We start from the raw sequence: 25,088 nt of genomic DNA on the forward strand, positions 1-25,088 counted from the left end.
CCGGAACCGGTGCGATGGTTCCGAATCCCTCGCACCACCACTGTGAAACGATCCTCCGCCGCGCGATGAGCGGGCGGGATTACCGCACCGGCCGGCCACCCGCACGGGGCCGCAGCCGGATAGCACGACCGGTCGCCGAGCCAGACAGGCCGACGTCCGCTCCAGGGAAGGACCCTTCGTGAGCGACACCACCGATCTGATGGGCGTGAGTGCCGACACCGCCGACAAGACTGCCGGTGCTGCCACCGCGTCCGCCACGGACGCTCCTGCCGCCACCGCCGCGCCGCGGCGCCGGCGCTCGGGTACCGGCCTCGACGGCATGGTTCTCGCCGAGCTGCAGCAGGTCGCCGCCAGGCTGGGGATCAGGGGCACCGCGCGGATGCGCAAGAGCCAACTGATCGAGGTCATCAAGGAGAAGCAGGCCGCCGGCGGCGGGAACGCCGCGCCGGCGGCGAACGGCGACGGCACGCAGGCCGAGGCCGCGCCCGCCGACAAGCCGAAGCGCCGCACCACCTCCCGGGCCCGTACCGGCGAGGAAGCCGCTCAGCAGCAGATCGAGATTCCGGGACAGGCCGCCGAGACCAAGGCCGCGCCCGCCGAGACCGGCGACCGGGACAAGACCGACCGTGCCGACCGCGCCGACCGCGCCGACAAGGGCGACGCCGCGCAGGACGCCTCGGCCATCGGCGACGCCGCCAAGGGCGGCGAGGGCCAGTCCGACCGGCAGGGCAAGCGGGACCGCGACCGCCGCGGCGGCAAGAACGGCGGCGGTCAGACCCAGGGCCAGCAGGGCCAGGGCGGCGGCCAGGGCCAGACCGGCAAGGGCGAGGGCCGCGGCGGCCGGGACACCCGCGACGGCCGTGACAACGGCGGCCGGGACGGCGGTGGCCGCGACAGCCGCGGCGGGCGGGACAACCGTGACAGCCGTGACAGCCGCGACGGCCGGGACACCCGCGACAACCGCGACAACCGCGACAACGGCCCGGACGACGACTTCGACGGTGGCCGCCGAGGCCGCCGTGGCCGCTACCGCGACCGCCGCGGACGCCGCGGGCGCGACGAGATCAGCGAGCCGCAGGTGGCCGAGGACGACGTCCTGATCCCGGTCGCGGGCATCCTCGACATCCTCGACAACTACGCGTTCGTCCGCACCTCCGGCTACCTGCCCGGTCCGAACGACGTGTACGTCTCGCTGGCCCAGGTCCGCAAGAACGGTCTGCGCAAGGGCGACCACGTCACCGGCGCGGTCCGCCAGCCCCGCGAGGGCGAGCGGCGCGAGAAGTTCAACGCGCTGGTCCGCCTCGACTCGGTCAACGGCATGGCCGCCGAATCCGGGCGCGGGCGCCCCGAGTTCAACAAGCTGACGCCCCTGTACCCGCAGGAGCGGCTGCGGCTGGAGAACGACCCGGGCGCGCTGACCCCGCGGATCATCGACATGGTCTCGCCGATCGGCAAGGGCCAGCGCGGGCTGATCGTTGCCCCGCCGAAGACCGGCAAGACGATGATCATGCAGGCGGTGGCCAACGCCATCACCCGCAACAACCCCGAGTGCCACCTGATGGTCGTCCTCGTCGACGAGCGTCCGGAAGAGGTCACCGACATGCAGCGCTCGGTGAAGGGCGAGGTCATCTCCTCGACCTTCGACCGGCCGTCGGAGGACCACACCACGGTCGCGGAGCTGGCCATCGAGCGCGCCAAGCGGCTCGTGGAGCTCGGCCACGACGTGGTCGTCCTGCTGGACTCGATCACCCGCCTCGGCCGCGCGTACAACCTGGCCGCGCCGGCGTCGGGCCGCATCCTGTCCGGTGGTGTCGACTCCGCCGCGCTCTACCCGCCGAAGAAGTTCTTCGGCGCCGCCCGCAACATCGAGGACGGCGGCTCGCTGACGATCCTCGCCACCGCGCTGGTCGAGACCGGCTCCCGGATGGACGAGGTGATCTTCGAGGAGTTCAAGGGCACCGGCAACATGGAGCTCAAGCTCGACCGGAAGCTCGCCGACAAGCGGATCTTCCCGGCCGTGGACGTGGACGCCTCCGGCACCCGCAAGGAGGAGATCCTGATGGGCAGCGACGAGCTGGCCATCGTCTGGAAGCTCCGCCGGGTGCTGCACGCGCTGGACCAGCAGCAGGCGATCGAGCTGCTGCTGGACAAGATGAAGCAGACCAAGTCGAACGCCGAGTTCCTGCTCCAGATCCAGAAGACGACGCCCACCCCGGGCAACGGCGACTGATCCCCGAGCGACCGCCTCAGCGGCCCGAGCCGCCCGAACGAGCCGCCGCGCGGAACCGGACATCACGGGGCACACTGGGTGAATGGGCCCCCTGCCGGACGGTGAACGGGCGGCGCGGCCCCGTCGTTCGGGGCGCGCACGTCTGCTGCGGACCGCGGTCATCGCGCTGATCGCGGTCCTGGCCCTGATCGGGGCCGGGGCCGGGGCGCTCTACCTCAGGCTCGACGGCAACATCGCGCACATCGACATCGACGCCGCCCTCGGCCGCGACCGGCCCGCCGACTCCCCGGGCGACTCCCTCGACATCCTCGTCCTCGGCTCCGACTCCCGCTCCGGCGGGAACGGCGCCTACGGCGGCCCCGACGCCCAGGACGGCGCCCGCGCCGACACCGCGATGGTCGTCCACGTCAACGGGGCCCAGGACGCCGCCACCGTCGTCTCCATCCCGCGCGACACCCTCGTGCCCCGCCCCGCGTGCGAGCGCGCCGACGGCTCCACCGCCCCGGCCGAGCGCCGCGCCATGTTCAACGAGGCGTACACGGTCGGCGGCCCGGTCTGCGCCGTCAAGACCGTCGAGAAGCTGACCGGCCTGCGCATGGATCACTACGTCGAGGTCGACTTCGAGGGCTTCGCGGAGCTGATCGACACCCTCGGCGGCGTCGAGGTCACCACCACGCGGGCCGTCGAGGACGAGGACAGCCACCTCAGCCTCCCGGCCGGCACCCACACCCTGGACGGCGAGCAGTCCCTCGCCCTGGTCCGCACCCGCAAGGCGCTCGGGGACGGCAGCGACCTCAGCCGCATCGAGGTGCAGCAGGCGTTCGTCAAGGCGCTGGCCGAGCAGGTCGGCTCCCTCGACCTGACGACCAACCCCAAGCGGCTCTACGACCTCGCCGACACCGCCACCTCGGCCGTCACCACCGACTCCGACCTGGCGTCCGTCTCCGAGCTGACCGGGCTCGCGCGCATCCTGGCGGGCATCCGCCCCGACGACGTGCGGATGATCACGCTGCCCGTCGGCAGCGACCCGGCCGACCCCAACCGCGTGGCGCCCCTGAAGCGCGAGTCCCGGCAGGTGTGGACCGCCCTGCGGCGCGACGAGCCGGTGCCCGAGTCCGCCATCCCGGACCCCGGCGACGAGGGCGGCGACTCCCTCGTCGCGGGCGGTGACACGGGCGGCTGACGGCCCCGGCGCCGCGGCCCGTACGCGGCCCGTGACGGCGGCGGTGAACGACCGGGGAACGGGAATAGCGGCGGCCCCCGCCCCGTTTTGGCTCGTGCGCCCAGTCCTGGCAGACTGGAGCGTCGGCCCCGGTTCACGGCCCGCATCCCGCGTGCCGACCCGGTGCCCTCCCAGGATTTAGGAGAAGACCGTGAAGCGCGACATCCACCCGGAGTACGTCGAGACCCAGGTGAGCTGCACCTGCGGCGCGTCGTTCACCACCCGCAGCACCGTCCGCGAGGGCAGCATCCGCGCCGACATGTGCTCCGAGTGCCACCCCTTCTACACCGGCAAGCAGAAGATCCTCGACACCGGTGGCCGCGTGGCCCGCTTCGAGGCGCGCTTCGGCAAGAGCGCCGGGTCGGCCCGCAAGTAGCGACCCCGTCGGGGCCGGGCCCGGCCGCTCCCCGCGAGCGGCCGGACCGGCGCCTTTCGCGTCCCGAAGCCCACCCTCCGTCCCATCCCAGGAGCACACACGATGTTCGAGGCGGTCGAGGATCTCATCGGCGAACACGCCGACCTCGAACGGCGGCTCGCCGACCCCGCGGTCCACGGCGACCAGGCCACCGCGCGCCGGTTCTCCAAGCGCTACGCCGAGCTGACTCCGATCATCACCGCGTACCGGGCCTGGAAGCGGTACGGCGACGACATGGAAACCGCTCGCGAACTGGCCGCGGAGGACCCGGAGTTCGCCGCCGAGGTCAAGGAGCTCCAGGCCCGCCGCGAGGAGCTGACCGACGAGCTGCGGCTGCTGCTGGTCCCGCGCGACCCCAGCGACGACAAGGACGTCATCCTGGAGATCAAGGCGGGCGAGGGCGGCGACGAGTCCGCGCTCTTCGCCGGCGACCTGCTGCGCATGTACCTGCGGTACGCCGAGCGGCACGGCTGGCAGACCGAGATCATCGACGGCAACGAGTCGGACCTCGGCGGCTACAAGGACGTCTCCGTGGCCGTGAAGAGCCGCGGCACCCCGGCCCCCGGACAGGGCGTGTGGGCCCGGCTGAAGTACGAGGGCGGCGTGCACCGCGTGCAGCGGGTTCCGGCCACCGAGTCCCAGGGCCGCATCCACACCTCGGCGGCCGGCGTGCTGGTCCTCCCCGAGGCCGAGGACGTGGACGTGGAGATCAGCGCGAACGACCTGCGGATCGACGTCTACCGCTCCTCGGGCCCCGGCGGCCAGTCCGTCAACACCACGGACTCCGCCGTCCGCATCACCCACCTGCCCACCGGCATCGTGGTGTCCTGCCAGAACGAGAAGAGCCAGCTCCAGAACAAGGAGCAGGCCCTGCGCATCCTGCGCGCCCGGCTGCTGGCCGCCGCCCAGGAGGAGGCGGACCGGGAGGCGTCCGACGCCCGCCGCAGCCAGGTGCGCACCGTGGACCGCTCCGAGCGGGTCCGCACCTACAACTTCCCGGAGAACCGCATCTCCGACCACCGCGTCGGGTTCAAGGCGTACAACCTCGACCAGGTGCTCGACGGAGACCTCGACGCGGTCATCCAGGCCTGTGTGGACGCCGATTCGGCCGCGAAGCTCGCCGCGGCCCAGTGAACGTAGGGTGGGCGACGTGACTGCATCATCCGCGTCATCATCTCCGTCGGCCTCCGGGGCCGCCCGCTCGGTGCTGCTCGCCGAAGTGGCCCGCGCCACCCAGCGGCTGGCCGACGCCGGGGTGCCCTCGCCGCGCTTCGACGCCGAGGAACTGGCGGCGTTCGTGCACGGCACCGAGCGGTCGAAGCTGCACACCGTGCCCGACGCGGAGTTCGACGCCCGGTACTGGGAGGCCGTGGCCCGGCGCGAGGCGCGCGAGCCGCTCCAGCACATCACCGGGCGCGCGTTCTTCCGTTTTCTCGAACTCCAGGTGGGGCCCGGCGTGTTCGTGCCGCGCCCGGAGACCGAGTCGGTGGTCGGCTGGGCGATAGACGCGGTCCGCGCGATGGACGTGGTCGAGCCGCTGATCGTGGACCTGTGCACCGGCTCCGGCGCCATCGCGCTGGCCCTCGCCCAGGAGGTGCCGCGTTCCCGGGTGCACGCGGTGGAGCTGGACGAGACGGCCCTGGAGTGGGCCCGCAGGAACGCCGAGGGCAGCCGGGTCGTCCTGCACCACGGGGACGCCCGCACCGCCCTGCCGGAGCTGTCCGGCCAGGTGGACCTGGTGATCTCCAACCCGCCGTACATCCCGCTCACCGAGTGGGAGTACGTGGCGCCCGAGGCGCGCGACTACGATCCCCAACTGGCGCTGTTCTCGGGTGAGGACGGCCTGGAGATGATCCGCGGCCTGGAGCGTGCCGCGCACCGGCTGCTGCGGCCCGGTGGCATGGTGGTGGTCGAGCACGCCGACACCCAGGGCGGCCAGGTGCCGTGGATCTTCACCGAGGACCGCGGCTGGGCCGACGCCGCCGACCACCCGGACCTGAACAACCGGCCCCGATTCGCCACCGCCCGCCGCGTCGCGCGGTGAGAGGAGGACTTCACACATGGCACGGCGCTACGACTGCGCGGACGTTGTCGATCGCAAGCACGGTCTGCGGGAGGCGGCCTCCGCCGTCCGGCGCGGGGACCTCGTGGTCCTGCCCACCGACACCGTCTACGGCATCGGCGCGGACGCCTTCAACACCGGGGCCGTGGCCGATCTGCTGGCCGCCAAGGGCCGCGGCCGGGGGATGCCCTCGCCCGTGCTGATCGGCTCGCCCACCACCCTGCACGGCATCGTCACCGACTTCTCCGAGCGGGCCTGGGAGCTGGTGGACGCCTTCTGGCCGGGCGCGCTGACCCTCGTCGCCCGCCACCAGCCGTCCCTGACCTGGGACCTGGGGGAGACCCGCGGCACCGTCGCGGTCCGGATGCCGCTGCACCCGGTCGCCCTGGAGCTGCTGAAGGACGTCGGCCCCATGGCCGTCACCAGCGCCAACCTCACCGGCCACGCGCCGCCGCAGGACTGCGACGGCGCCGAGCGGATGCTGGGCGACTCGGTCTCCGTCTACCTCGACGGCGGCCCGACCCCGGACACCGTGCCGTCCTCCATCGTCGACGTCACCGGCCGGGTCCCGGTGCTGCTGCGCGCCGGGGCGGTGAGCGAGGAAGAGCTGCGCAAGGTCGTTCCCGATCTGGAGACCTCGCATTGAGGGCGCCCTCCCTGAGCCCTGCGGACATCGGCATACGAGCGCCCGAGCCGCCCGGCCGCCCGCGGCAGGTCTTCCGGATCCTGCACGTCAGCACGGGGAACGTGTGCCGGTCCCCGATCACCGAGCGGCTCACCCGGCAGGCGCTGACCGAGCGTCTCGGCTCCGCCGCGCACGGCCTGGTGGTCGAGAGCGCGGGCACCTGGGGGCACGAGGGGGCGCCGATGGAGGCGCACGCCGCCGCGCTGCTGGCCGAGTACGGGGCCGACGCCGACGGGTTCCACGGCCGCGAACTGCTCGACGAGCACGTCATCGAGGCCGATCTCGTGCTGACCGCGACCCGCGATCACCGGGCGCAGGTGATCTCGATGGGGCACTCGGCCGGGCTGCGGACGTTCACGCTCAAGGAGTTCACCCGGCTGGTGCGGGCCATCGACACGGCCACGCTGCCGGTCGCGGAGTCGCCGGAGGGGCTGGTCGAGCGCGCCCGCGCGCTGGCCCGCGCCGCCGCCGCGCTGCGCGGCTGGCTGCTGGCGCCCAACGCCGAGGCCGACGAGGTGCAGGACCCGTACGGGGCGCCGCTGCCGTACTTCCGCAGCGTCGGCGAGGAGATCAGGGCGGCCCTCGACCCGGTCGTCACGGCGCTCACCGGGGTGCCGCCGCGCCCCGCCCGCGCCGGCCGGGCGCTGCGGTAGGGACGAGGAAGTGGCCGCATCGAGTCCGCACAGGGGGGCATGGGCATGAGAGGGTGTTGCGCGGTAGTCCTGCGAGACCACTGGGGCATTCTGTGCGCGAGTATCTGCTGACCCTCTGCGTCGCGGCGGCCGTCACCTATCTGCTGACCGGGCCGGTGCGGAAGTTCGCCATCGCGTGGGGTGCCATGCCGGCCATCAGAGCGCGTGACGTGCACCGCGAGCCGACGCCGCGGCTGGGCGGCATCGCGATGTTCGGCGGGCTGTGCGCCGGGCTTCTGGTGGCCTCCCAGCTGACCAACGTCGGGGAGGTGTTCCGGCTCTCCGACGAGCCGCGCGCCCTGCTGTCCGGGGCCGGGCTGATCTGGGTCATCGGCGTGCTGGACGACAAGTACGGCGTGGACGCCCTGGTGAAGCTGGGCCTGCAGATGATCGCGGCCGGCGTCATGGTGCTCCAGGGCCTGACCATCCTGTGGCTGCCCGTCCCGACGGTCGGCATGGTCGCGCTCACCCCGCTCCAGGGCACGCTGCTGACGGTCGCGATCGTGGTGATCACCATCAACGCGGTGAACTTCGTGGACGGCCTCGACGGTCTGGCGGCCGGGATGGTCGGCATCGCCGCGGCGGCGTTCTTCCTGTACGCGTACCGCATCTGGTACGGGTACGGCATCGAGGCCGCCGCCCCCGCCACCCTCTTCGCGGCGGTGCTGATGGGCATGTGCCTGGGCTTCCTGCCGCACAACCTGCACCCGGCCCGCATCTTCATGGGCGACTCCGGCTCGATGCTCCTCGGGCTCGTCCTGGCGGCCGGCGCGGTCTCCGTGACCGGCCAGGTGGACCCGGACGCCATGCGGTTGTTCTCCGGCTCCGAGCGCAGCGCGGTCATCGAGATGGTCCCGGTCTACATGCCGCTGCTGCTGCCGCTGACGATCATCGCCGTGCCGTTCGTGGATCTGGTGATGGCGATCGTGCGCCGCACATGGAACGGGCACTCGCCGTTCACCGCCGACCGGGGGCACCTGCACCACCGGCTGCTGGAAATCGGCCACTCGCAGAGCCGGGCCGTACTGATCATGTATTTCTGGTCCGCGCTGATCGCCTTCGGCGCCGTGGCGTACTCGGTGCAGTCCGCCAACGCGCTGATCGTCCCGGCGGTGATGTCGCTCAGCGCCGTCGGGCTCGTGGTGCTGCTGATGCCGCGGTTCCGGCCGCGCGTGCCGCGGTGGGCGCAGCGGGTGGTGCCGCCCCGCTACCGGGACCGGCGGCGGGCGGCGGGGGCCGCCGTGCCCGCGCCGACCGAGGAGGTGCCGGGGGAAGTACCCGGGGAGGTACCGGGGGAGCCGCCGCTCGCCGGACCGGCGCTGTCGGGGCTGCACGGCGCCACGGCGGTGGGCGACCGCCAGCGGTTCGCACTGCGCCGGAAGATCGACAGCCGCTCGTAACACAGATGTTCCGAAGTGTCAGCTACGTAGCGCGCGAATTACCTCTCCAGTGTGAGGTCCTCCACACTAACTGAGTAAAGACCTCATCAAATACTTTGTGATAGCGTTCACGAGACGCACCGGAACGCACCCCACGTTCCGAAGCCTCTCGCCGCTCGTCAACGACGACAGTCCCCGAAGCCCGCCGGAGAAGCACTTCGATGCAGTCCAACGACGCCCGGATCATCCGCGGCGCCGCGATCCCCACTGCCGCGGTAGGTGCGGTCGCCATCGCCATCGGCGCCGTCGTGGCCGGGGTGGACGGCGCGAGCGGGGTCGCCCTCGGTGTGTTCGTCGCCGCCGGCTTCTTCGCCCTCGGCCTGCTGTCGCTCACCAAGGTGGGAGAGCGCTGGCCCGACCTGTTCTTCGGCGCCGCGTTCCTGATCTACACGACGCAGATGGGCCTGCTGCTCGGCCTGCTCCTGCTGCTGCGCGACGCCTCGTTCCTCGACGGCCGGGCGTTCGGCGCCGGTGTGCTCGCCGGGACGGCCACCTGGCTCGCGGGCCAGGTCAGAGCCCATATGACGCTCAAAGTTCTCTACGTGGAGCCCGAGTCGGGTTCCGCGTCCGCCGGCGGCCGGCCATGATCCGGGCCCACGGGCACGGGGTCAGCGAAAAGCGGGAGTTCGCGGGCTGCTATCGTCCGTCGCCGGAAGACAAGGTCGCGGCGCCCGTCGAGGCGCCGGTGACGCGCAGGCCGTGCGGGACGGCCGCGCGAGCGCAGACCCGGGTTCCTTCTCCCGCCCCATCCAGTCCAGTGCCGCTCCGTGGTCCGTCGCCACGCCGACACATCGAGGTAGCCGTATCCATGCGCCATGCCGAGGGAGCTCGCGGTGAGTAACGACCAGGTGCTCGCCTTCGAGACTGACTGCCATCTGTTCAAGGACTGCGGCTTCCACGCCCCGTCCGTCTGGTCGTTCGTCTTCGACCCGATCTTCACCATCGGGTCCTTCGAGTTCAACAAGGCGATGCTGCTGGTGCTCCTCAGCACCGTGGCGGTCATCGGCTTCTTCTGGGCGGCGTTCTCCCGGCCCAAGGTCGTGCCCGGCAAGTTCCAGCTTCTCGCCGAGGTGCTCTACGACTTCGTGCGCCGCGGGATCGCCAGGGAAGTGATCGGCAAGAAGGCGGAGCCCTATGTGCCGCTGCTGGTGTCGCTGTTCTTCTTCATCTGGATCATGAACCTCTGGGCGATCATTCCCTTCGCCCAGTTCCCGGCGACCTCGATCTTCGCCTACCCGGTGGCGCTCGCCCTGATCGTCTGGGTCACGTACATGACCCTGACGTTCAAGACGAACGGCTTCGTCGGGGGCCTGCGCAACCTGTGCGTGCCCAGCGGGCTGCCCAAGGGGATCTACGTGATCCTCACGCCACTGGAGTTCCTGTCCAACGTCATCGTGCGGCCGTTCACGCTGGCCGTCCGGCTCTTCGCGAACATGTTCGCGGGCCACCTGCTGCTCCTGGTGTTCATCATCGGCACCTGGTACACGCTGGGCACGGTGGTCGGCACGTTCTACTCGGTGACCTCGCTGTTGCTGACGATCCTGCTGACCGGCTTCGAGATCTTCATCCAGGCCCTGCAGGCGTACGTGTTCACCGTGCTGACCGCCACCTACATCTCCCAGGCGCTGGAAGAGGCGCACTGAGAGACGGCCGACCGGCCACCCACCGACCGCTCCACCGTCCGGCGGACATTCCCCCGCCGGTTCACCACAGAGAAGGAAGACAACGGACATGTCCGCGACTCTCGCCGCGATTGAAGGAAGCCTCAACACCATCGGTTTCGGCGTCGCCGCCGTCGGCCCCGGTGTCGGCATCGGCATCATCTTCGGTAACGGCGTCCAGGCCATCGCCCGTCAGCCCGAGGCCGCCGGCCTGATCCGGCAGAACATGCTGCTCGGCTTCGCCGTCGTCGAGGCCCTGGCCCTCATGGGCTTCGTGCTCGCGTTCGCGATCTGAGCGTCGCGACCGAAGCCCCTACCGATGAAAGGTCCGCCATCATGATTTTCCTGGCTGAGGAAGAGCCGCAGAGCCCCCTTCTGCCGGTCGTTCCCGAGATCGTCATCGGCCTGATCTGCTTCGGCGTCATCTTCTTCGTCTTCTACAAGAAGCTCCTTCCCGCCATCAACAAGGCGCTCGAGGAGCGGCGGGAGGCGATCGAAGGCGGCATGGAGAAGGCCGAGGCCGCGCAGGCCGAGGCGGCGCAGACCCTGGAGAGCTACAAGGAACAGCTCGCCGAGGCCCGCCACGAGGCGGCCCGGATGCGCCAGGAGGCACAGGAGCAGGGCGCCGCGCTCATCGCCGAGATGCGCGCGGAAGGCCAGCGGCAGCGCGAGGAGATCATCGCCGCCGGTCACGCCCAGATCGCGGCCGACCGCAAGCAGGCCGCCGAGGTGCTGCGGCAGGACGTCGGCAAGCTCGCCATCGAGCTGGCCGGCCGGCTGGTCGGGGAGTCCCTGGAGGACCACGCCCGCCAGAGCCGCACCATCGACCGCTTCCTCGACGACCTGGAGCAGCAGGCCACCGCCACGGTCCCCACCCAGTCCGAGGCGGGCGGCCGATGACCGCCGGAACGGCGAGCCGCCGAGCGAGCTGCGGCGATGCCCCGCGGCAGGTGCCGGGCCGCGAGCGAGAAGGGGAGCGTGACCGATGACCGGAGCGAGCCGTGAGGCGCTGGACGCGGCGCGGGAGCGCCTGGACGCGCTGACGGACAACACCGGCGTGGATCCCGCGGCCCTGGCTGCGGACCTCGCCGCCGTCACGGTGCTCCTCGACCGCGAGACCGGGCTGCGCCGGGTCGGTCAGGACGGCGAGCGGAAGGCCGGACTGATCCGCGGGCTGCTGACCGGTCAGGTCGGCGAGGAGACCGTCGACCTCGTCGCCGGCACCGTCCGCTCCCGCTGGTCCGCCTCCCGCGACCTGGTGGACGCGATCGAGGAGCTGGCCGACACGGCCGACCTGATCGCGGCCGACCGGGCCGGGGTGCTGGACTCGGTGGAGGACGAGCTGTTCCGGTTCGGCCGCATCGTGGCCACCTCGCCCGAGCTGCGGGCGGCGCTCGGCCGCAAGGACGACAGCGCCGCCGCGGTCAGCGCCAAGACCGCGCTCGTCCACGAGCTGCTGGGGGGCAGGGCCCAGGCCGTCACCGAGCGGCTCGTCGTCCGGCTCGTGGAACGGCCGCGGGGACGTAGCCTGGATGCGGGGCTGGACGCGCTCAGCGCGCTGGCCGCGGCCCGGCGCAACCGCTCGGTCGCCGTCGTCACCTCCGCGGTGCCGCTCAGTGATCAGCAGCGGCAGCGTCTGGGCGACGCCCTGGCGCGGCTCTACGGCCGCCCGATCCAGCTCAACCTGGACGTCGACCCGGCGGTCCTCGGCGGGATCTCGGTCCGCATCGGTGACGAGGTCATCCACGGCACCATCGCGGACCGGCTGGACGAGGTGAACCGCCGCATGGCGGGCTGAGCGCGGCGCGCGACCAACTCAAGACGCGATCACCACAAGATCGAACGAAAAGCGGCCCGAGTTGGGCCGTATGTGGACGTACTTACGGGCCCAACAAGGAGAGCAGGGAACCCAGATGGCGGAGCTCACGATCCGGCCGGATGAGATCCGGGACGCGCTGGAGAATTTCGTCCAGTCGTACACGCCGGACGCGGCCTCGCGCGAAGAGGTCGGGACGGTCAGCGTTGCCGGTGACGGCATCGCGAAGGTCGAGGGGCTGCCCTCGGCCATGGCGAACGAGCTGCTGAAGTTCGAGGACGGCACCCTCGGCCTCGCCCTCAACCTCGAGGAGCGCGAGATCGGCGTCGTCGTTCTCGGTGAGTTCAGCGGCATCGAGGAGGGCCAGCCGGTGCGGCGCACCGGCGAGGTCCTGTCCGTCGGTGTCGGCGAGGGCTACCTCGGCCGGGTCGTGGACCCGCTGGGCAACCCGATCGACGGCCTCGGCGAGATCGAGACCGTGGGCCGCCGCGCCCTGGAGCTGCAGGCTCCCTCGGTCATGCAGCGCAAGTCGGTGCACGAGCCCATGGAGACCGGCTACAAGGCCGTCGACACCATGACGCCGATCGGCCGCGGCCAGCGCCAGCTCATCATCGGCGACCGGCAGACCGGCAAGACCGCCCTCGCGGTGGACACGATCATCAACCAGCGCGACAGCTGGCGTTCCGGCGACCCGAACAAGCAGGTCCGCTGCATCTACGTGGCGATCGGCCAGAAGGGCTCGACCATCGCCTCCGTGCGCGGCGCGCTGGAGGAGGCGGGCGCCCTGGAGTACACCACGATCGTGGCGGCTCCGGCGTCGGACCCGGCCGGCTTCAAGTACATCGCCCCCTACACCGGCTCGGCCATCGGCCAGCACTGGATGTACGAGGGCAAGCATGTGCTGATCGTCTTCGACGACCTGTCGAAGCAGGCCGACGCGTACCGCGCCGTCTCGCTGCTGCTGCGCCGCCCGCCGGGCCGCGAGGCGTACCCGGGCGACGTCTTCTACCTGCACTCCCGGCTGCTGGAGCGCTGCGCGAAGCTGTCGGAGGACATGGGATCCGGCTCCATGACCGGCCTGCCGATCGTGGAGACCAAGGCCAACGACGTGTCGGCGTTCATCCCGACCAACGTCATCTCCATCACCGACGGCCAGTGCTTCCTGGAGTCCGACCTGTTCAACGCGGGCCAGCGCCCGGCGCTGAACGTCGGTATCTCCGTCTCCCGCGTCGGTGGCGCCGCCCAGCACCCGGCGATCAAGCAGATCACCGGCTCGCTCCGCGTGGACCTGGCCCAGTACCGCGAGCTGGAGGCGTTCGCCGCCTTCGGCTCCGACCTGGACGCCGCGTCCAAGGCCGCCCTGGCGCGCGGCCAGCGCATGGTCGAGCTGCTGAAGCAGGAGCAGTACAGCCCCTTCTCCACCGAGAACCAGGTCGTCTCCATCTGGGCCGGCACCAACGGCCTGATGGACGACATCCCGGTGGTGGACATCCGCCGCTTCGAGCGGGAGCTGCTGGACTACCTCGGCCGGGAGCACAAGGACCTGATGACGTCCATCCGCGAGGGCGGCAAGATGTCGGGCGACACCCTCCAGGCCGTCGAGTCCGCGGTGAAGAAGTTCAAGCAGCAGTTCGAGACCTCGGACGGCAAGCTGCTGGGCGAGGGCTGATCATGGGCTCCCAGCTTCGGGTCTACAAGCGCCGGATCAAGTCCGTCTCCGCGACCAAGAAGATCACGCGGGCGATGGAGATGATCGCCGCCTCGCGCATCGTCAAGGCGCAGCGCAAGGTGGCGGCCTCCAAGCCGTACGCGGACGAGCTGACCGCCGCCGTCACGGCGGTGGCGACCGGCTCGGACGTCAAGCACCCGCTCACCACCGAGGCGGAGCGCCCCCGGCGGGCCGCGGTGCTGCTGATCACGAGCGACCGCGGGCTGGCCGGCGGGTACTCGAGCAACGCCATCAAGGCCGGGGAGCACCTGACCGGCGAGCTGGTCGCGCGCGGCCTCGAGGTCGACACGTACATCGTCGGCCGCAAGGGCCTGGCGTACTACGCGTTCCGCGAGCGGTCCGTGACCACGTCGTGGACCGGCTTCACCGACAGCCCGACGTACGCCGACGCCAAAGAGGTGGCGGCGCCGCTGATCGAGGCCATGGAGCGGGACACCGACGAGGGCGGCGTCGACGAACTGCACATCGTCTACACGGAGTTCGTGTCGATGATGACCCAGACGCCGGTGGAGCGCCGGCTGCTGCCGCTGAGCCTGGCGGAGGTGGCGGAGGAGTCCGCCGAGTCCCCCGCGAGGTCCACGGACCCGAAGGCGCTCTACGACTTCGAGCCGTCGGCCGAAGAGGTCCTCGACGCGCTGATGCCGCGCTACGTGGAGAGCCGCATCTACAACGCGCTGCTCCAGGCCGCGGCCTCCAAGCACGCGGCCACCCGGCGGGCCATGAAGTCGGCGACGGACAACGCGGAAGAGCTGATCAGGACGCTCACGCGCCTTGCCAACGCGGCCCGCCAGGCCGAAATCACCCAGGAAATCACCGAGATCGTCGGTGGCGCGAGCGCCTTGGCCGACGCGACCGCGGGAAGTGAACGCTAACCATGACCACTGCTGCTGAGGCGGCCACCGAGCGGGCCGTGGCGACGGGCCGTGTGGCGCGAGTCATCGGCCCCGTCGTCGACGTGGAGTTCCCCGTCGACGCCATGCCGGAGATCTACAACGCCCTGACCGTCGAGATCGCCGACCCGGCGAACGCCGGCCAGACCAAGACGCTGACCCTGGAGGTCGCGCAGCACCTGGGCGAGGGCCTGGTGCGCACGATCGCCCTGGAGCCGAACGACGGCCTGGTGCGTCAGTCCCCGGTCACCGACACCGGCGCGGGCATCACGGTGCCGGTCGGTGACGTGACCAAGGGCCGGGTGTTCAACACCCTGGGCCGCATCCTCAACGAGCCCGAGGCCGAGTCCGAGATCACCGACCGGTGGGAGATCCACCGGAAGGCCCCGGCGTTCGACCAGCTCGAGTCGAAGACCGAGATGTTCGAGACCGGTCTGAAGGTCATCGACCTGCTCACCCCGTACGTCAAGGGCGGCAAGATCGGCCTGTTCGGCGGCGCGGGCGTGGGCAAGACCGTGCTCATCCAGGAGATGATCATGCGTGTGGCGAAGCTGCACGAGGGCGTCTCCGTGTTCGCCGGCGTCGGCGAGCGCACCCGTGAGGGCAACGACCTGATCGAGGAGATGCGGGACTCCGGCGTGCTGCCGCAGACCGCGCTCGTCTTCGGCCAGATGGACGAGCCGCCGGGCACCCGGCTGCGCGTCGCCCTGGCCGGTCTGACCATGGCGGAGTACTTCCGCGATGTGCAGAAGCAGGACGTGCTGTTCTTCATCGACAACATCTTCCGCTTCACCCAGGCCGGTTCCGAGGTCTCCACGCTGCTGGGCCGCATGCCCTCGGCCGTGGGCTACCAGCCGAACCTGGCGGACGAGATGGGCGTGCTCCAGGAGCGCATCACCTCGACGCGCGGTCACTCGATCACCTCGATGCAGGCGATCTACGTGCCCGCCGACGACCTGACCGACCCGGCGCCCGCCACCACGTTCGCCCACCTGGACGCCACCACGGTGCTCTCGCGGCCGATCTCCGAGAAGGGCATCTACCCGGCGGTGGACCCGCTGGACTCCACCTCGCGGATTCTGGACCCGCGGTACGTCTCGCAGGACCACTATGAGTGCGCCTCGCGCGTCAAGGGGATCCTCCAGAAGTACAAGGACCTCCAGGACATCATCGCGATCCTGGGCATGGACGAGCTGAGCGAGGAGGACAAGCTCACCGTTCAGCGCGCCCGCCGCATCGAGCGCTTCCTGTCGCAGAACACCCACGCGGCGAAGCAGTTCACCGGCATGGACGGCTCGGACGTGCCGCTGGACGAGTCGATCTCCGCGTTCAACGCGATCGCCGACGGTGAGTTCGATCACTTCCCGGAGCAGGCGTTCTTCATGTGCGGTGGCCTGGACGACCTGAAGGCCAAGGCCAAGAAGCTGGGCGTTTCCTGACACCCGCACGCGGTACCCGATCCGGGGCGGGGTACATCGTTACCCCGCCCCTCGGGTGACCGCGCGCGCCAATTATTCTTCTGCAAGCCAGACATCCAGGGATGAGGAGCCATCGTGGCTGAGCTGCACGTCGAGTTGGTCGCCGCCGACCGGCAGGTATGGTCCGGCAAGGCCAGTCTGGTCGTCGCGCGCATCACCTCCGGCGACATCGGCATCATGCCCGGTCACCAGCCGCTGCTCGGCGTCCTCCAGGAAGGCCCGGTGACCATCCGCACGACGGGTGAGACCGGTGAGGGCACGGTCGTGGCCGCGGTGCACGGCGGATTCATTTCGTACACGGACGGTAAGCTGTCGCTGCTCGCCGAGATCGCCGAGCTGTCGGAGGAGATCGACGTCGAGCGGGCCGAGCGGGCCCTGGAGCAGGCACGGGCCGCGGCGGACGCGGCGGCCGAGCGGCGCGCGGACGTCCGGCTCCGGGCCGCGGCGGCGGCGTCGGGGCGCTGACGCCCCCACCTGACTCACAAGGGATTCGGCACCGGGTACGAGAGCACACCACGAGGCGAGGAGGTCGGTCGGGATGGTCCTCGCCCTGCTTGTGGCGGTCGGCGTGGCCCTCGCTCTCGTTGTGCTCGGGCTGTTCGGCTTCGGTGCCAGGCGGCGGCTGATCCAGCGGTCGGGCGGCACGTTCGACTGCAGCGCGCGGTTCGTCCCGCCACGGGCCGGTCAGTCGCCGGGCAAGGGCTGGCTCTACGGGGTGGCCCGGTACAACGGGGACAACGTCGAGTGGTTCCGTGTCTTCTCCTACGCGCCGCGTCCCCGGCGGACGCTGCAGCGTGACCGGATCCAGGTGCGGGAGCGCCGGCATCCGCACGGCGACGAGGAGCTGGCGCTGCTGCCGGGCGCGGTGGTGCTGAGCTGTCGCCATGACGGCCTCGACGTGGAGCTGGCGATGAGCGAGGACGCGCTGACCGGCTTCCTCGCCTGGCTGGAGGCGGCCCCGCCCGGCCAGCGGGTCAACGTCGCCTGAGCTTTCCGCCCCTCGGCCGTCAGTTCTCCTCGCGGGCTCCCGGGGCAACGCGGGGGAGCGGGTGCCGCGGACTCACCGGGGGGACCCGCGTCGCGCTCCGACCGCTGGGCGAGGACGGCCGCCTGGACGCGGCTGCGCAGGCCCAGCTTGCCGAGAATGCGGCTGACGTGCGTCTTGACGGTGGTCTCGGCCATGCGCAGCCGCTTCGCGATCTCGGCGTTGGACAGGCCCTCACCGAGGCCGGGTTCTGGCCGCTGCTGGGGGCCGGTCTGGTGGCCCGTTATCCGATGCGCATGCCCCGGCTCGGCGGCGCGCTGCTGCTGTGCGTGCCGCTGATCGACGTGCTGCTGCTGACCGCCACGGCCGTGGACCTGCGCCGGGGTGCGGAGCCGTCGGCTGCGCACGGGCTGGCGGCGCTGTATCTCGGCTTCACCGTGGCCTGTGGGCACTATCTGATCGGTTGGGCCGACCGCCACGCGGCCCACCGCTGGGCGGGCGCCCCACGGCCCGCGAAGCCGCCGCGCCACGGCGCGGCGCGGGCGGCGCACGAGTGGCGTCTGTGCGGCATGACGCTGGTCGCGGCGGTGATCGCGCTGGCGGTGCTCCAGGCGATGATCTGGGCGATCGACGACGCGGGACGGACCGGGCCGCTGCGCGGCTGGCAGGTCACCGCGCTGCGGATCCTCGGCATCCACGCGCTCATAGCGCTGAGCTACACGCTCTGGCCCCGCCGGGAGCCCCGGCCGCGGGACGCCGACGCCGTCGGGCACCGCTGAGCCGCTCGGCGGCCCAGCGGCTCCATGGGCCGGCGGCGCTCCACGGCCGGGCGGGGGAGGGGGCCGGGCTCAGCGGTTCTCGCCGGGCACCCACAGGACGTCGCCGATCTCCTTGTTGGCGGTCCTGGCCAGGATGAACAGGAGGTCGGAGAGCCGGTTGAGGTAGGTGGCGGTGAGCTGGTTCATCGTGTCGCCGTGGACCTCCAGCGCGGCCCAGGTGGACCGCTCCGCCCGGCGGACCACCGTGCACGCCTGGTGCAGCAGGGCCGCGCCGGGGGTGCCGCCGGGGAGGATGAAGCTGCGCAGCTTCTCCAGGTCCTCCAGGAAGCGGTCGCAGTCGGCTTCGAGCCGGTCGATGTAGCTCTGCTCGACTCGGAGCGGCGGGTATTCGGGGTCCTGGACCACCGGGGTGGCGAGATCCGCGCCGACGTCGAACAGGTCGTTCTGGACCCGGACGAGCACGGTCCTGACGTCCTCGGGCAGGTTCCCGAGGGCCAACGCCGTGCCGATGACGGCGTTGGCCTCGTTCGCGTCGGCGTAGGCGGCGATCCGCAGATCGGTCTTGGCCGTGCGGCTCATGTCGCCCAGGGCGGTGGTGCCGGAGTCTCCGGTACGGGTGTAGATCCGCGTGAGGTTGACCATGCGGGGAGCGTACCGCGCGGGTCTCAGGCGCCGGCCTTGCGGAAGAGCTGGGTACCGAGGGCCAGGGACACGCCGGTGAAGACGAGGGTGACCAGGGCGCCCAGCGCGAGCGAGCCGTCCCCGTAGTCCCCGACGAAGGCCGCCCGCACGCCCTCCACCAGGTACCGGAAGGGCACGAAGTGGGAGATGACGTCGAGCCAGGCGGGTGCCAGGGCCATGGGAAGGAGGATGCCGGACAGCAGCATCGCGGGCAGGTTGATGGAGTTGATCACCGGGGCGAACTCCTGGATGGTGTTCACCCGCATCGCGAACGCGTACGACAGCGAGGCCAGGGAGACGGCCAGCATCGCGACGAAGACGAAGCCGATCGCGACGCCGAGCACCGGTGCGCGCAGGCCGAACGCGACGCCCGCCGTCACCAGGATCAGCGACTGGACGAGCAGCAGGGTCGCGTCGCGCAGGACCCGGCCCAGCAGGAGCGCGAGGCGGCTGACCGGGGTCACCCGCATCCGCTCCACGACGCCGAGCTGCTTCTCGACGATGATGCCGAACCCGGCGAACGCGGCGCTGAACAGGCCGAGCTGGACCAGGAGGCCGGGGACCAGGGTCTGCCAGGAGTCGCCCTCCCCGCCCAGCGGCACGTCCTCCAGCAGCGGGCCGAAGAACGTGAGGAACAGCATCGGCTGGAGCAGCCCGAAGACCAGGCTGATCCGGGAGCGCAGGGTCTGCCGCAGGTAGCGGTCGTAGATGAGGGCGGTGTCGGACAGGACGGTGGACATGGCGAACGGGATCCCTTGGCGTTGTCGGCCGGTCAGAGGGCGACCGGGGTGAGGTCTTCCTTCTTCGGGCCGCGGCCCGTGATGGCGATGAAGGTGTCCTGGAGGGTGGCCTCGGACGAGCCGCCGTGGCGGGTCTTGAGCTCCTCCGGGGTGCCCTCGGCCACGACCCGGCCGCCGTCGACGATGATCAGCCGGTCGGAGAGGGCGTCCGCCTCGTCGAGGTAGTGCGTGGTGAGGAACACGGTGGTGCCGTGTTCGGCCCGGACGCGGCGGATCAGGTCCCACAGGTCGGCGCGGCTGCCCGGGTCCAGGCCCGTGGTGGGCTCGTCCAGGAACACGATCTCCGGCCGGTGGGTGAGCGCCATCGCGATGTCCAGCCGGCGCTTCTGGCCGCCGGAGAGTTCGGCGCACTTGCGCTCCAGCAGGTCGGTCAGGTCCAGGTCGGCGGCGAGCGCCTCGGCGCGCTCGGCGGCCTCGGCCCGGGACAGCCGGTAGAGCCGGCCCTGGAGCGTCAGCTCGTTCCGCACGGTCTCGTTCGGGTCGACGCCGCTGGACTGGGCGACGTAGCCGATGCGCTGCCGGACCTTGCCGGGCTCGCGGGCCAGGTCGTGCCCGGCCACGGTGGCGGTGCCGCGGGTGGGCGGCAGCAGGGTGGTCAGCATGCGCAGGGTGGTGCTCTTCCCCGCGCCGTTGGGCCCGAGGAAGCCGAGGATCTCGCCGGGCTCGACCGTCATGTCGATGCCGCGCACGGCCTCCACCGTGCCGCGCTTGGTCTCGAACGTGCGGGCGAGGTCGTGTGTCGTGAGGATCGGATCCATGTCTTCAGAAAAGCAGACTGAATTGAAGTTTGCAATGTCCCCAAGTTTTCAGCTAGGTCAAAAATGGCTACGATGACGGCATGGCCGGGCTCAGAGAACGCAAAAAGCAGCAGACGAGACAGCACATCTCCGATGTGGCGACAGGGCTGTTCCTGGAGCGCGGGTTCGACGCCGTCACGGTCGCGGAGGTCGCGGAGGCGGCCGACGTCTCCGTCAACACCGTCTACAACTACTTCCCGACCAAGGAGGAGCTCTTCCTCGACCGGGGCGCGGAGTTCGTCGACCGCCCCTCCCGGCGGGTGCGGGAGCGTGCCCCCGGCGAGTCCGCCGCCGACGCCATCCTGCGGGGCCTGCGCGAGGACATCGCCGCCCGGCAGCCGTGGATGGGGCTGACCGAGGGGTACGTCCGCTTCATGCGGGTCGCCTTCGGCTCCTCGGCCCTGATGGCCCGGCTGATGAGGATGCAGCAGGAGACCACGCAGCGGCTGGGCCAGACGCTGTGCGAGGAGGTGGGCGCCGACCCCGGGGACCACACGCCCGACCTCATCGCCCTCCAGCTCATGTCCCTCCAGAGCGACATCTACCGCACCGCGGGCATGTGCGCGCTGGAGCGGCGGCCCGTTCCCGAGACGGCCGCGCTGATGCTGGAGAGGCTGGAGGTGGCCGAGTCGCTGATGAGTGAGCGCGTGCTCGGCTACGCGCGCCGCCCGGAGTCCTGAGTTCCGGCGCGCGCCGTGATGCGCGTCTCTTCTCGTCCCACGGACTCCCAACGGTCGCTAGGGTCTGGGATTCTCGGCACGCATGCATCGAGGGAGATCACACGTGGCCAGGAAGCTCGCCGTCGTCGGAGCAGGACTCATGGGGTCCGGCATCGCCCAGGTCGCCGCCCAGGCCGGCTGGGACGTCGTCCTCCGGGACGTCACCGAGGACGCCCTCTCCCGCGGTCTGCGCGGCATCGAGGCCTCGGTGGCCAGGTTCGTCGCGAAGGGCAGGCTGGCGGACGCCGACGCGGCGGCGGCCCTCGCCCGGATCACCACCACCACGGATCTGGACGCCGCGGGCGAGGCGGACGTCGTGGTGGAGGCCGTCTTCGAGAACGTCGAGGTCAAGCAGGAGCTGTTCCGCACCCTGGACGGCCTGGTCAAGGACACGGCCGTGCTGGCCTCCAACACCTCGGCCATCCCCATCACCAAGCTCGCCGCCGCCACCGCGGCCCCCGAGCGCGTGGTGGGAACGCACTTCTTCTCGCCGGTGCCGATGATGGCGCTGTGCGAGCTGGTCCGCGGCTACAAGACCAGCGACGAGACGCTCGCCACCGCGCGGGAGTTCGCCGAGTCCACCGGCAAGACCTGCGTCGTCGTCAACCGTGACGTCGCCGGCTTCGTCACCACGCGCCTGATCTCGGCGCTGGTGGTGGAGGCGATCAAGCTCTACGAGTCGGGCGTGGCCAGCGCCGAGGACATCGACACCGCCTGCCGGCTGGGCTTCGGGCACGCCATGGGCCCGCTCGCCACCGCCGACCTCACCGGCGTCGACATCATGAAGAACGCCACCGAGAACATCTACGCCGAGACACGCGACGAGAAGTTCGCGTCCCCGGAACTGCTCCGGCGCATGGTGGACGCCGGGGACATCGGAAGGAAGAGCGGACAGGGCTTCTACCGGTACTGAGGGCGGTACCGAGGGGCCCGGCGGCCCCCCGGACCCCACAGGGCGCAGCGATCACTCATGCGGGTGATTTCGGTATGAGTTCGAGCGCGCACGGCAACTCAGCGGCCTCTCGGGCCGTCAGTTTTAGCAGTCGTTGACAATCGTTCCAGGGGAGCGGGAGCGGGAGCGCATCATGCACATCACGGGCGACCACGCCAGGCTGGTCGTCGGCGGGCGCCTGGACGTGCGCAGCGCGGCGGACGCGAAGTCGGCGCTGCACCGTGCCGTCGACTCCGGGCAGGGGGATCTCGTCCTCGACCTCAAGCACCTCGACTCGTGGGACGCCACGGGCCTCGGGGTCATCATGGGCGCGCACCGCCGGGCCGGCCGGTGCGGCCGGCGGCTGGTGCTACGGGACGTGCCGCCGCAGATGCAGCGCGTGCTGGTCGCCACCAGGCTGCACCGCATTCTTACGATTGCCCCTTAAAAGACTGGTGTTTCTTGCGTATCGTGCGGCTCCGGCCGCCGTGCGCGGGCAGGGGGGCGGTAGCGTGGCCGCACCGGCAGGCGGCCATCACCGCTCCGCACCCGAGAGACAACGACCATGGACGTGAACCACCCCGCATCCCAGGGTGAGCAGCCGCGTGAGCCGAGGGGCGCCGACGCCGGTTCTCCGCGGGCCGTCGAGCTGGTCGCCGGGGATTTCCTCCTCACCGTCAACCCCCTCGACGGCAGCGAGATCGAGTCCTGCCCGCCCGGTCGCCGTCCCGTCTCCCCGCGCCGCGCGCCCGCCGCCACCGGCGCGGAGCAGGCCGAGCGAGCCGAGCGGGCCGGGCCGGACGACGGAATGCCCCTGCTGGAGCGCGACGCGCTGCGGCACCGGCTGGGCCGGCTGCTGTCCCACGGCCGTTCCGTCCGCCTCACCGGGGCCCCCGGCTCGGGCCGCACCGCGCTCCTCGACGCGGTCGCCCGCGACTGCGCCGGGCTCGCCCCGGCCGGGGTCATCCGCCTCGACGGCTACCGCCGCACCGCCCGGGACCTGCTGCACGAGCTGTACGCGGCCGTGCACCACACGCCCGCCTACCGCCCGGGACCGGTGGAGCTGGCCCCCGAGCTGCGGACGGTCGGCGCGGTGGTGGTGATCGACGACATCGAGTTCGGCGGCGCCGCGCTCGGCGAGCTTCTCGACGCCACCCCCGAGTGCGCGTTCCTGATAGCGGGCCTCCCCGGCGTCCCCGACGCGGCCGGTGACGCCTCCCGCGTCGAGGACTTCGCGCTTCCCGGCCTCAGCCGCGCCGCCGCCCGCGAGCTGCTGGAGTCCCGCGCCGGCCGCCCCCTGGCCGAGGACGAGGCCGACTGGGCCGCCGCGCTGTGGTCCGACACCGAGGGCCTGCCGCAACGTTTCGTCCAGGCCGCCGCCCTGCTCCACCGCCGGGGCGGCACGGACGTCCCGCTGCCCGGCGCCGCCACGCTCACCGTCGCCCTCGCCGGCGCGCTGTCCGCGGCGGCCCGCGAGGTCCTGCGGCTCGCCGTCGCGCTCGGCGGCGATGTGCCCGACCCGGTCCGGCTGCCCTCGCTCACCGGGGAGCCGCAGGCCGCCGAGGCGTACGCCGAGCTGCTGGAGTCCGGCCTGCTCACCGGGGGCGGCCCCCGCCACCGGCTCGCGTCCGGCACCGTCGCGGACCTCCTCGCGGCCGGTTACGGCGAGGGCTCGGCCGACCGCACGCTGAGCGCGGCCTGGCGCTACACCTGGTGGCTGTCCGAGGCGGGTGTCACCCCGGCGGCGGTCGCGGCGGAGGCCGAGGTGCTGCTCGCCGCCCTGCGGGCCGCGCACCGCGCCGGGCACAGCACCGCCGTGGCCACGCTCGCCCGCGCGGCGGCCCCGATGCTCGCCGTCGCGCTGCGCTGGGGCATGTGGGAACGGGTGCTGCGCGCCGGCCAGGAGGCCGCCCGCGCGGCCGGAGATGTCGCCCAGGAGGCGTACTTCCATCACGAGCTGGGCGTACTGGCCCTCTGCGAGGGCCGGCTCGACCGCGCCCGCGCGGAGCTGGAGGCGGCCACGGCCCTGCGCGGGGCCATGGCCGACGCGGGCGGCACGGTCGCGGGCCGCCGCGCGCTCGCCCTCGTCGCCGACCTCAGCAGGCCGCACCCCCGGCCCCCCGTACGGACCCGTCCGACGGTCCTCCCGGCCGCCCCGGCCGCGGCCCCCGTCCCGCCACCGGCACCGGAACCGGCGTGGGAACCGGCACCGGCGCGGGAGCCCGGACCGGCGTCGCCGGTGTCCGCAACCTCCGCCGCCCCGCCGGACGTGCCCGGCTCGGAGGACCTCACGCAGGTGATCCTCGTGCCGCCGCTGGACGACGAGGAGCCGCCGGACGTGCCGTCACCACGCCGCGGCACGGTCGCGCTGGCGGCAGGCGGCCTGCTGCTCGCGGTGCTCGGCACGGTCCTGGCGCTCGGCCTCAGCTCGGACCAGGACCAGGCCCCGGAGAACGTCCACCACCGCGACCCCGCGGTCACCGACCCGGACCTCCCCCTGACCGAGGACACCGGCACCCCCGCCGAGTCCCCGGCGAGCCGCTCCCCGGAGCCGTCCGAGAGCACCTCCCCCGAGGAGAGCGGGACCCCCGACGACGAGGGCGGCCCCCACACCCCGGCCGACTCGACGGCGGGGAACCCGGGCACGTCCGGTGATCCGACGGCCGGGGAGCAGCAGCCCACCACGCCGGGCACCGGTAGCGGCTCGACGACCAGCGGTGGCGGGGACGCGGGCGGCGAGGAGGCCGGGGGTACCGACGCGGGCGGCGCGGAGGAGGGCGGTGCCGAGGCCGGAGGCGCGGGCGGCGCCGAAGAAGGCGGTGCCGAGGAGGGCGGTGCCGAGGAGGGCGGTGCCGAGGCCGGAGGCGCGGGCGGCGCCGAGGAAGGCGGAACCGAGACCGGTGCCGGAGGCACGGAGGAAGGCGGCGCGGAGACCGGCGCCGGGGGCACGGAGGAGGGCGGCGCCGGGACCGGCGACAGCGGCACGGTGCTCGGGGAACCGGTCACCCCGTAGGGACACCCACGCGGGGGGGGGGGGGGGGGGGGGGGGGGGGGGGGGGGGGGGGGGGGGGGGGGGG

General features: G+C 72.0%; 26 protein-coding genes and 1 pseudogene. 23 read left to right on the top strand and 4 right to left on the bottom strand.

The window, feature by feature from the left end:
- Positions 1-178 precede the first annotated feature (178 nt).
- The 18 genes from rho to ACSNOC_RS06930 all read left to right on the top strand — a co-directional run bounded on the left by rho (position 179) and on the right by ACSNOC_RS06930 (position 17,307).
- The gene (gene rho, locus ACSNOC_RS06845) at positions 179-2,230 is read left to right on the top strand and encodes a transcription termination factor Rho (RefSeq protein ID WP_436746349.1); all 2,052 of its coding nucleotides are present in this window, start codon (positions 179-181) and stop codon (positions 2,228-2,230) included.
- Between the two features lie 82 nt (positions 2,231-2,312).
- Positions 2,313-3,413, top strand: a complete 1,101-nt coding sequence (locus ACSNOC_RS06850; RefSeq protein ID WP_436746350.1) for an LCP family protein — start codon at positions 2,313-2,315, stop codon at positions 3,411-3,413.
- Between the two features lie 190 nt (positions 3,414-3,603).
- Positions 3,604-3,828: a 50S ribosomal protein L31 gene (rpmE, locus tag ACSNOC_RS06855; protein ID WP_436746351.1), complete on the top strand. Its 225-nt coding sequence runs from the start codon at positions 3,604-3,606 to the stop codon at positions 3,826-3,828.
- A 102-nt stretch (positions 3,829-3,930) separates the two neighbouring features.
- Positions 3,931-5,001 carry a peptide chain release factor 1 gene (gene prfA, locus ACSNOC_RS06860; RefSeq protein WP_436746352.1) on the top strand — a complete coding sequence of 357 codons (1,071 nt, stop codon included), beginning with the start codon at positions 3,931-3,933 and terminating at the stop codon, positions 4,999-5,001.
- A 16-nt stretch (positions 5,002-5,017) separates the two neighbouring features.
- On the top strand, positions 5,018-5,911 hold the full coding sequence (prmC, locus tag ACSNOC_RS06865; protein WP_436746353.1) for a peptide chain release factor N(5)-glutamine methyltransferase: 894 nt from the start codon (positions 5,018-5,020) through the stop codon (positions 5,909-5,911).
- A 16-nt stretch (positions 5,912-5,927) separates the two neighbouring features.
- Positions 5,928-6,575, top strand: coding sequence for an L-threonylcarbamoyladenylate synthase (locus tag ACSNOC_RS06870; protein WP_436746354.1), 648 nt, complete (start codon positions 5,928-5,930; stop codon positions 6,573-6,575).
- Between the two features lie 11 nt (positions 6,576-6,586).
- A complete protein-coding gene (locus ACSNOC_RS06875) occupies positions 6,587-7,267 on the top strand; it encodes a protein-tyrosine-phosphatase (protein WP_436746373.1) in 681 nt (226 codons plus the stop codon).
- Between the two features lie 92 nt (positions 7,268-7,359).
- Complete coding sequence (locus ACSNOC_RS06880; protein ID WP_436746355.1) at positions 7,360-8,706, top strand: MraY family glycosyltransferase; 1,347 nt, start codon at positions 7,360-7,362, stop codon at positions 8,704-8,706.
- Positions 8,707-8,906: 200 nt separating this feature from the next.
- On the top strand, positions 8,907-9,332 hold the full coding sequence (locus tag ACSNOC_RS06885) for a hypothetical protein (RefSeq protein ID WP_436746356.1): 426 nt from the start codon (positions 8,907-8,909) through the stop codon (positions 9,330-9,332).
- Between the two features lie 228 nt (positions 9,333-9,560).
- A complete protein-coding gene (gene atpB, locus ACSNOC_RS06890; protein WP_436746357.1) occupies positions 9,561-10,388 on the top strand; it encodes a F0F1 ATP synthase subunit A in 828 nt (275 codons plus the stop codon).
- An 88-nt stretch (positions 10,389-10,476) separates the two neighbouring features.
- Positions 10,477-10,701, top strand: coding sequence for an ATP synthase F0 subunit C (gene atpE, locus ACSNOC_RS06895; RefSeq protein ID WP_059012050.1), 225 nt, complete (start codon positions 10,477-10,479; stop codon positions 10,699-10,701).
- Positions 10,702-10,742: 41 nt separating this feature from the next.
- Entirely contained in the window at positions 10,743-11,306 is a 564-nt protein-coding gene (locus ACSNOC_RS06900) for a F0F1 ATP synthase subunit B (RefSeq protein ID WP_436746358.1), read from the top strand.
- A gap of 85 nt (positions 11,307-11,391) precedes the next feature.
- Entirely contained in the window at positions 11,392-12,204 is an 813-nt protein-coding gene (locus ACSNOC_RS06905) for a F0F1 ATP synthase subunit delta (RefSeq protein WP_436746359.1), read from the top strand.
- Positions 12,205-12,319: 115 nt separating this feature from the next.
- Positions 12,320-13,891: a F0F1 ATP synthase subunit alpha gene (gene atpA, locus ACSNOC_RS06910; RefSeq protein ID WP_436746360.1), complete on the top strand. Its 1,572-nt coding sequence runs from the start codon at positions 12,320-12,322 to the stop codon at positions 13,889-13,891.
- A 2-nt stretch (positions 13,892-13,893) separates the two neighbouring features.
- Positions 13,894-14,823 (top strand): F0F1 ATP synthase subunit gamma, encoded by a 930-nt coding sequence (locus ACSNOC_RS06915; RefSeq protein ID WP_436746361.1) that lies wholly within the window; start codon positions 13,894-13,896, stop codon positions 14,821-14,823.
- 2 nt (positions 14,824-14,825) lie between these two features.
- Positions 14,826-16,280 (top strand): F0F1 ATP synthase subunit beta, encoded by a 1,455-nt coding sequence (gene atpD / locus ACSNOC_RS06920; protein WP_436746362.1) that lies wholly within the window; start codon positions 14,826-14,828, stop codon positions 16,278-16,280.
- Between the two features lie 114 nt (positions 16,281-16,394).
- Positions 16,395-16,784: a F0F1 ATP synthase subunit epsilon gene (locus tag ACSNOC_RS06925; RefSeq protein WP_436746363.1), complete on the top strand. Its 390-nt coding sequence runs from the start codon at positions 16,395-16,397 to the stop codon at positions 16,782-16,784.
- A gap of 73 nt (positions 16,785-16,857) precedes the next feature.
- Positions 16,858-17,307, top strand: a complete 450-nt coding sequence (locus ACSNOC_RS06930; RefSeq protein ID WP_436746364.1) for a DUF2550 domain-containing protein — start codon at positions 16,858-16,860, stop codon at positions 17,305-17,307.
- A gap of 104 nt (positions 17,308-17,411) precedes the next feature.
- Here ACSNOC_RS06930 and ACSNOC_RS06935 read toward each other — a convergent pair.
- Positions 17,412-17,546 (bottom strand): annotated as a pseudogene (locus tag ACSNOC_RS06935) (response regulator transcription factor); the annotation flags it as partial.
- Positions 17,547-17,576: 30 nt separating this feature from the next.
- Between ACSNOC_RS06935 and ACSNOC_RS06940 the strand changes: the two are divergent.
- Complete coding sequence (locus ACSNOC_RS06940) at positions 17,577-18,083, top strand: hypothetical protein (RefSeq protein WP_436746374.1); 507 nt, start codon at positions 17,577-17,579, stop codon at positions 18,081-18,083.
- 69 nt (positions 18,084-18,152) lie between these two features.
- On the opposite strand, the gene ACSNOC_RS06945 is transcribed toward ACSNOC_RS06940, so the two are convergent.
- From ACSNOC_RS06945 to ACSNOC_RS06955, 3 genes are read right to left on the bottom strand one after another with little or no spacing between them, the layout of a single operon-like run.
- The gene (locus ACSNOC_RS06945; RefSeq protein WP_436746365.1) at positions 18,153-18,725 is read right to left on the bottom strand and encodes a cob(I)yrinic acid a,c-diamide adenosyltransferase; all 573 of its coding nucleotides are present in this window, start codon (positions 18,723-18,725) and stop codon (positions 18,153-18,155) included.
- Between the two features lie 23 nt (positions 18,726-18,748).
- Complete coding sequence (locus ACSNOC_RS06950; protein WP_436746366.1) at positions 18,749-19,504, bottom strand: ABC transporter permease; 756 nt, start codon at positions 19,502-19,504, stop codon at positions 18,749-18,751.
- A gap of 32 nt (positions 19,505-19,536) precedes the next feature.
- The gene (locus tag ACSNOC_RS06955; protein WP_436746367.1) at positions 19,537-20,322 is read right to left on the bottom strand and encodes an ABC transporter ATP-binding protein; all 786 of its coding nucleotides are present in this window, start codon (positions 20,320-20,322) and stop codon (positions 19,537-19,539) included.
- Positions 20,323-20,402: 80 nt separating this feature from the next.
- Between ACSNOC_RS06955 and ACSNOC_RS06960 the strand changes: the two genes are divergently transcribed.
- From ACSNOC_RS06960 to ACSNOC_RS06975, 4 genes are all read left to right on the top strand, one after another.
- Positions 20,403-21,041, top strand: coding sequence for a TetR/AcrR family transcriptional regulator (locus tag ACSNOC_RS06960; protein ID WP_436746368.1), 639 nt, complete (start codon positions 20,403-20,405; stop codon positions 21,039-21,041).
- A gap of 103 nt (positions 21,042-21,144) precedes the next feature.
- Positions 21,145-21,993, top strand: a complete 849-nt coding sequence (locus tag ACSNOC_RS06965) for a 3-hydroxyacyl-CoA dehydrogenase family protein (protein WP_436746369.1) — start codon at positions 21,145-21,147, stop codon at positions 21,991-21,993.
- Positions 21,994-22,165: 172 nt separating this feature from the next.
- On the top strand, positions 22,166-22,459 hold the full coding sequence (locus ACSNOC_RS06970) for an STAS domain-containing protein (protein ID WP_436746370.1): 294 nt from the start codon (positions 22,166-22,168) through the stop codon (positions 22,457-22,459).
- 117 nt (positions 22,460-22,576) lie between these two features.
- A complete protein-coding gene (locus tag ACSNOC_RS06975) occupies positions 22,577-25,024 on the top strand; it encodes an ATP-binding protein (protein ID WP_436746371.1) in 2,448 nt (815 codons plus the stop codon).
- The last annotated feature ends 64 nt before the right edge of the window (positions 25,025-25,088 follow it).

It is taken from the genome of Streptomyces sp. URMC 129, assembly GCF_051386415.1.
Classification (GTDB): domain Bacteria; phylum Actinomycetota; class Actinomycetes; order Streptomycetales; family Streptomycetaceae; genus Streptomyces.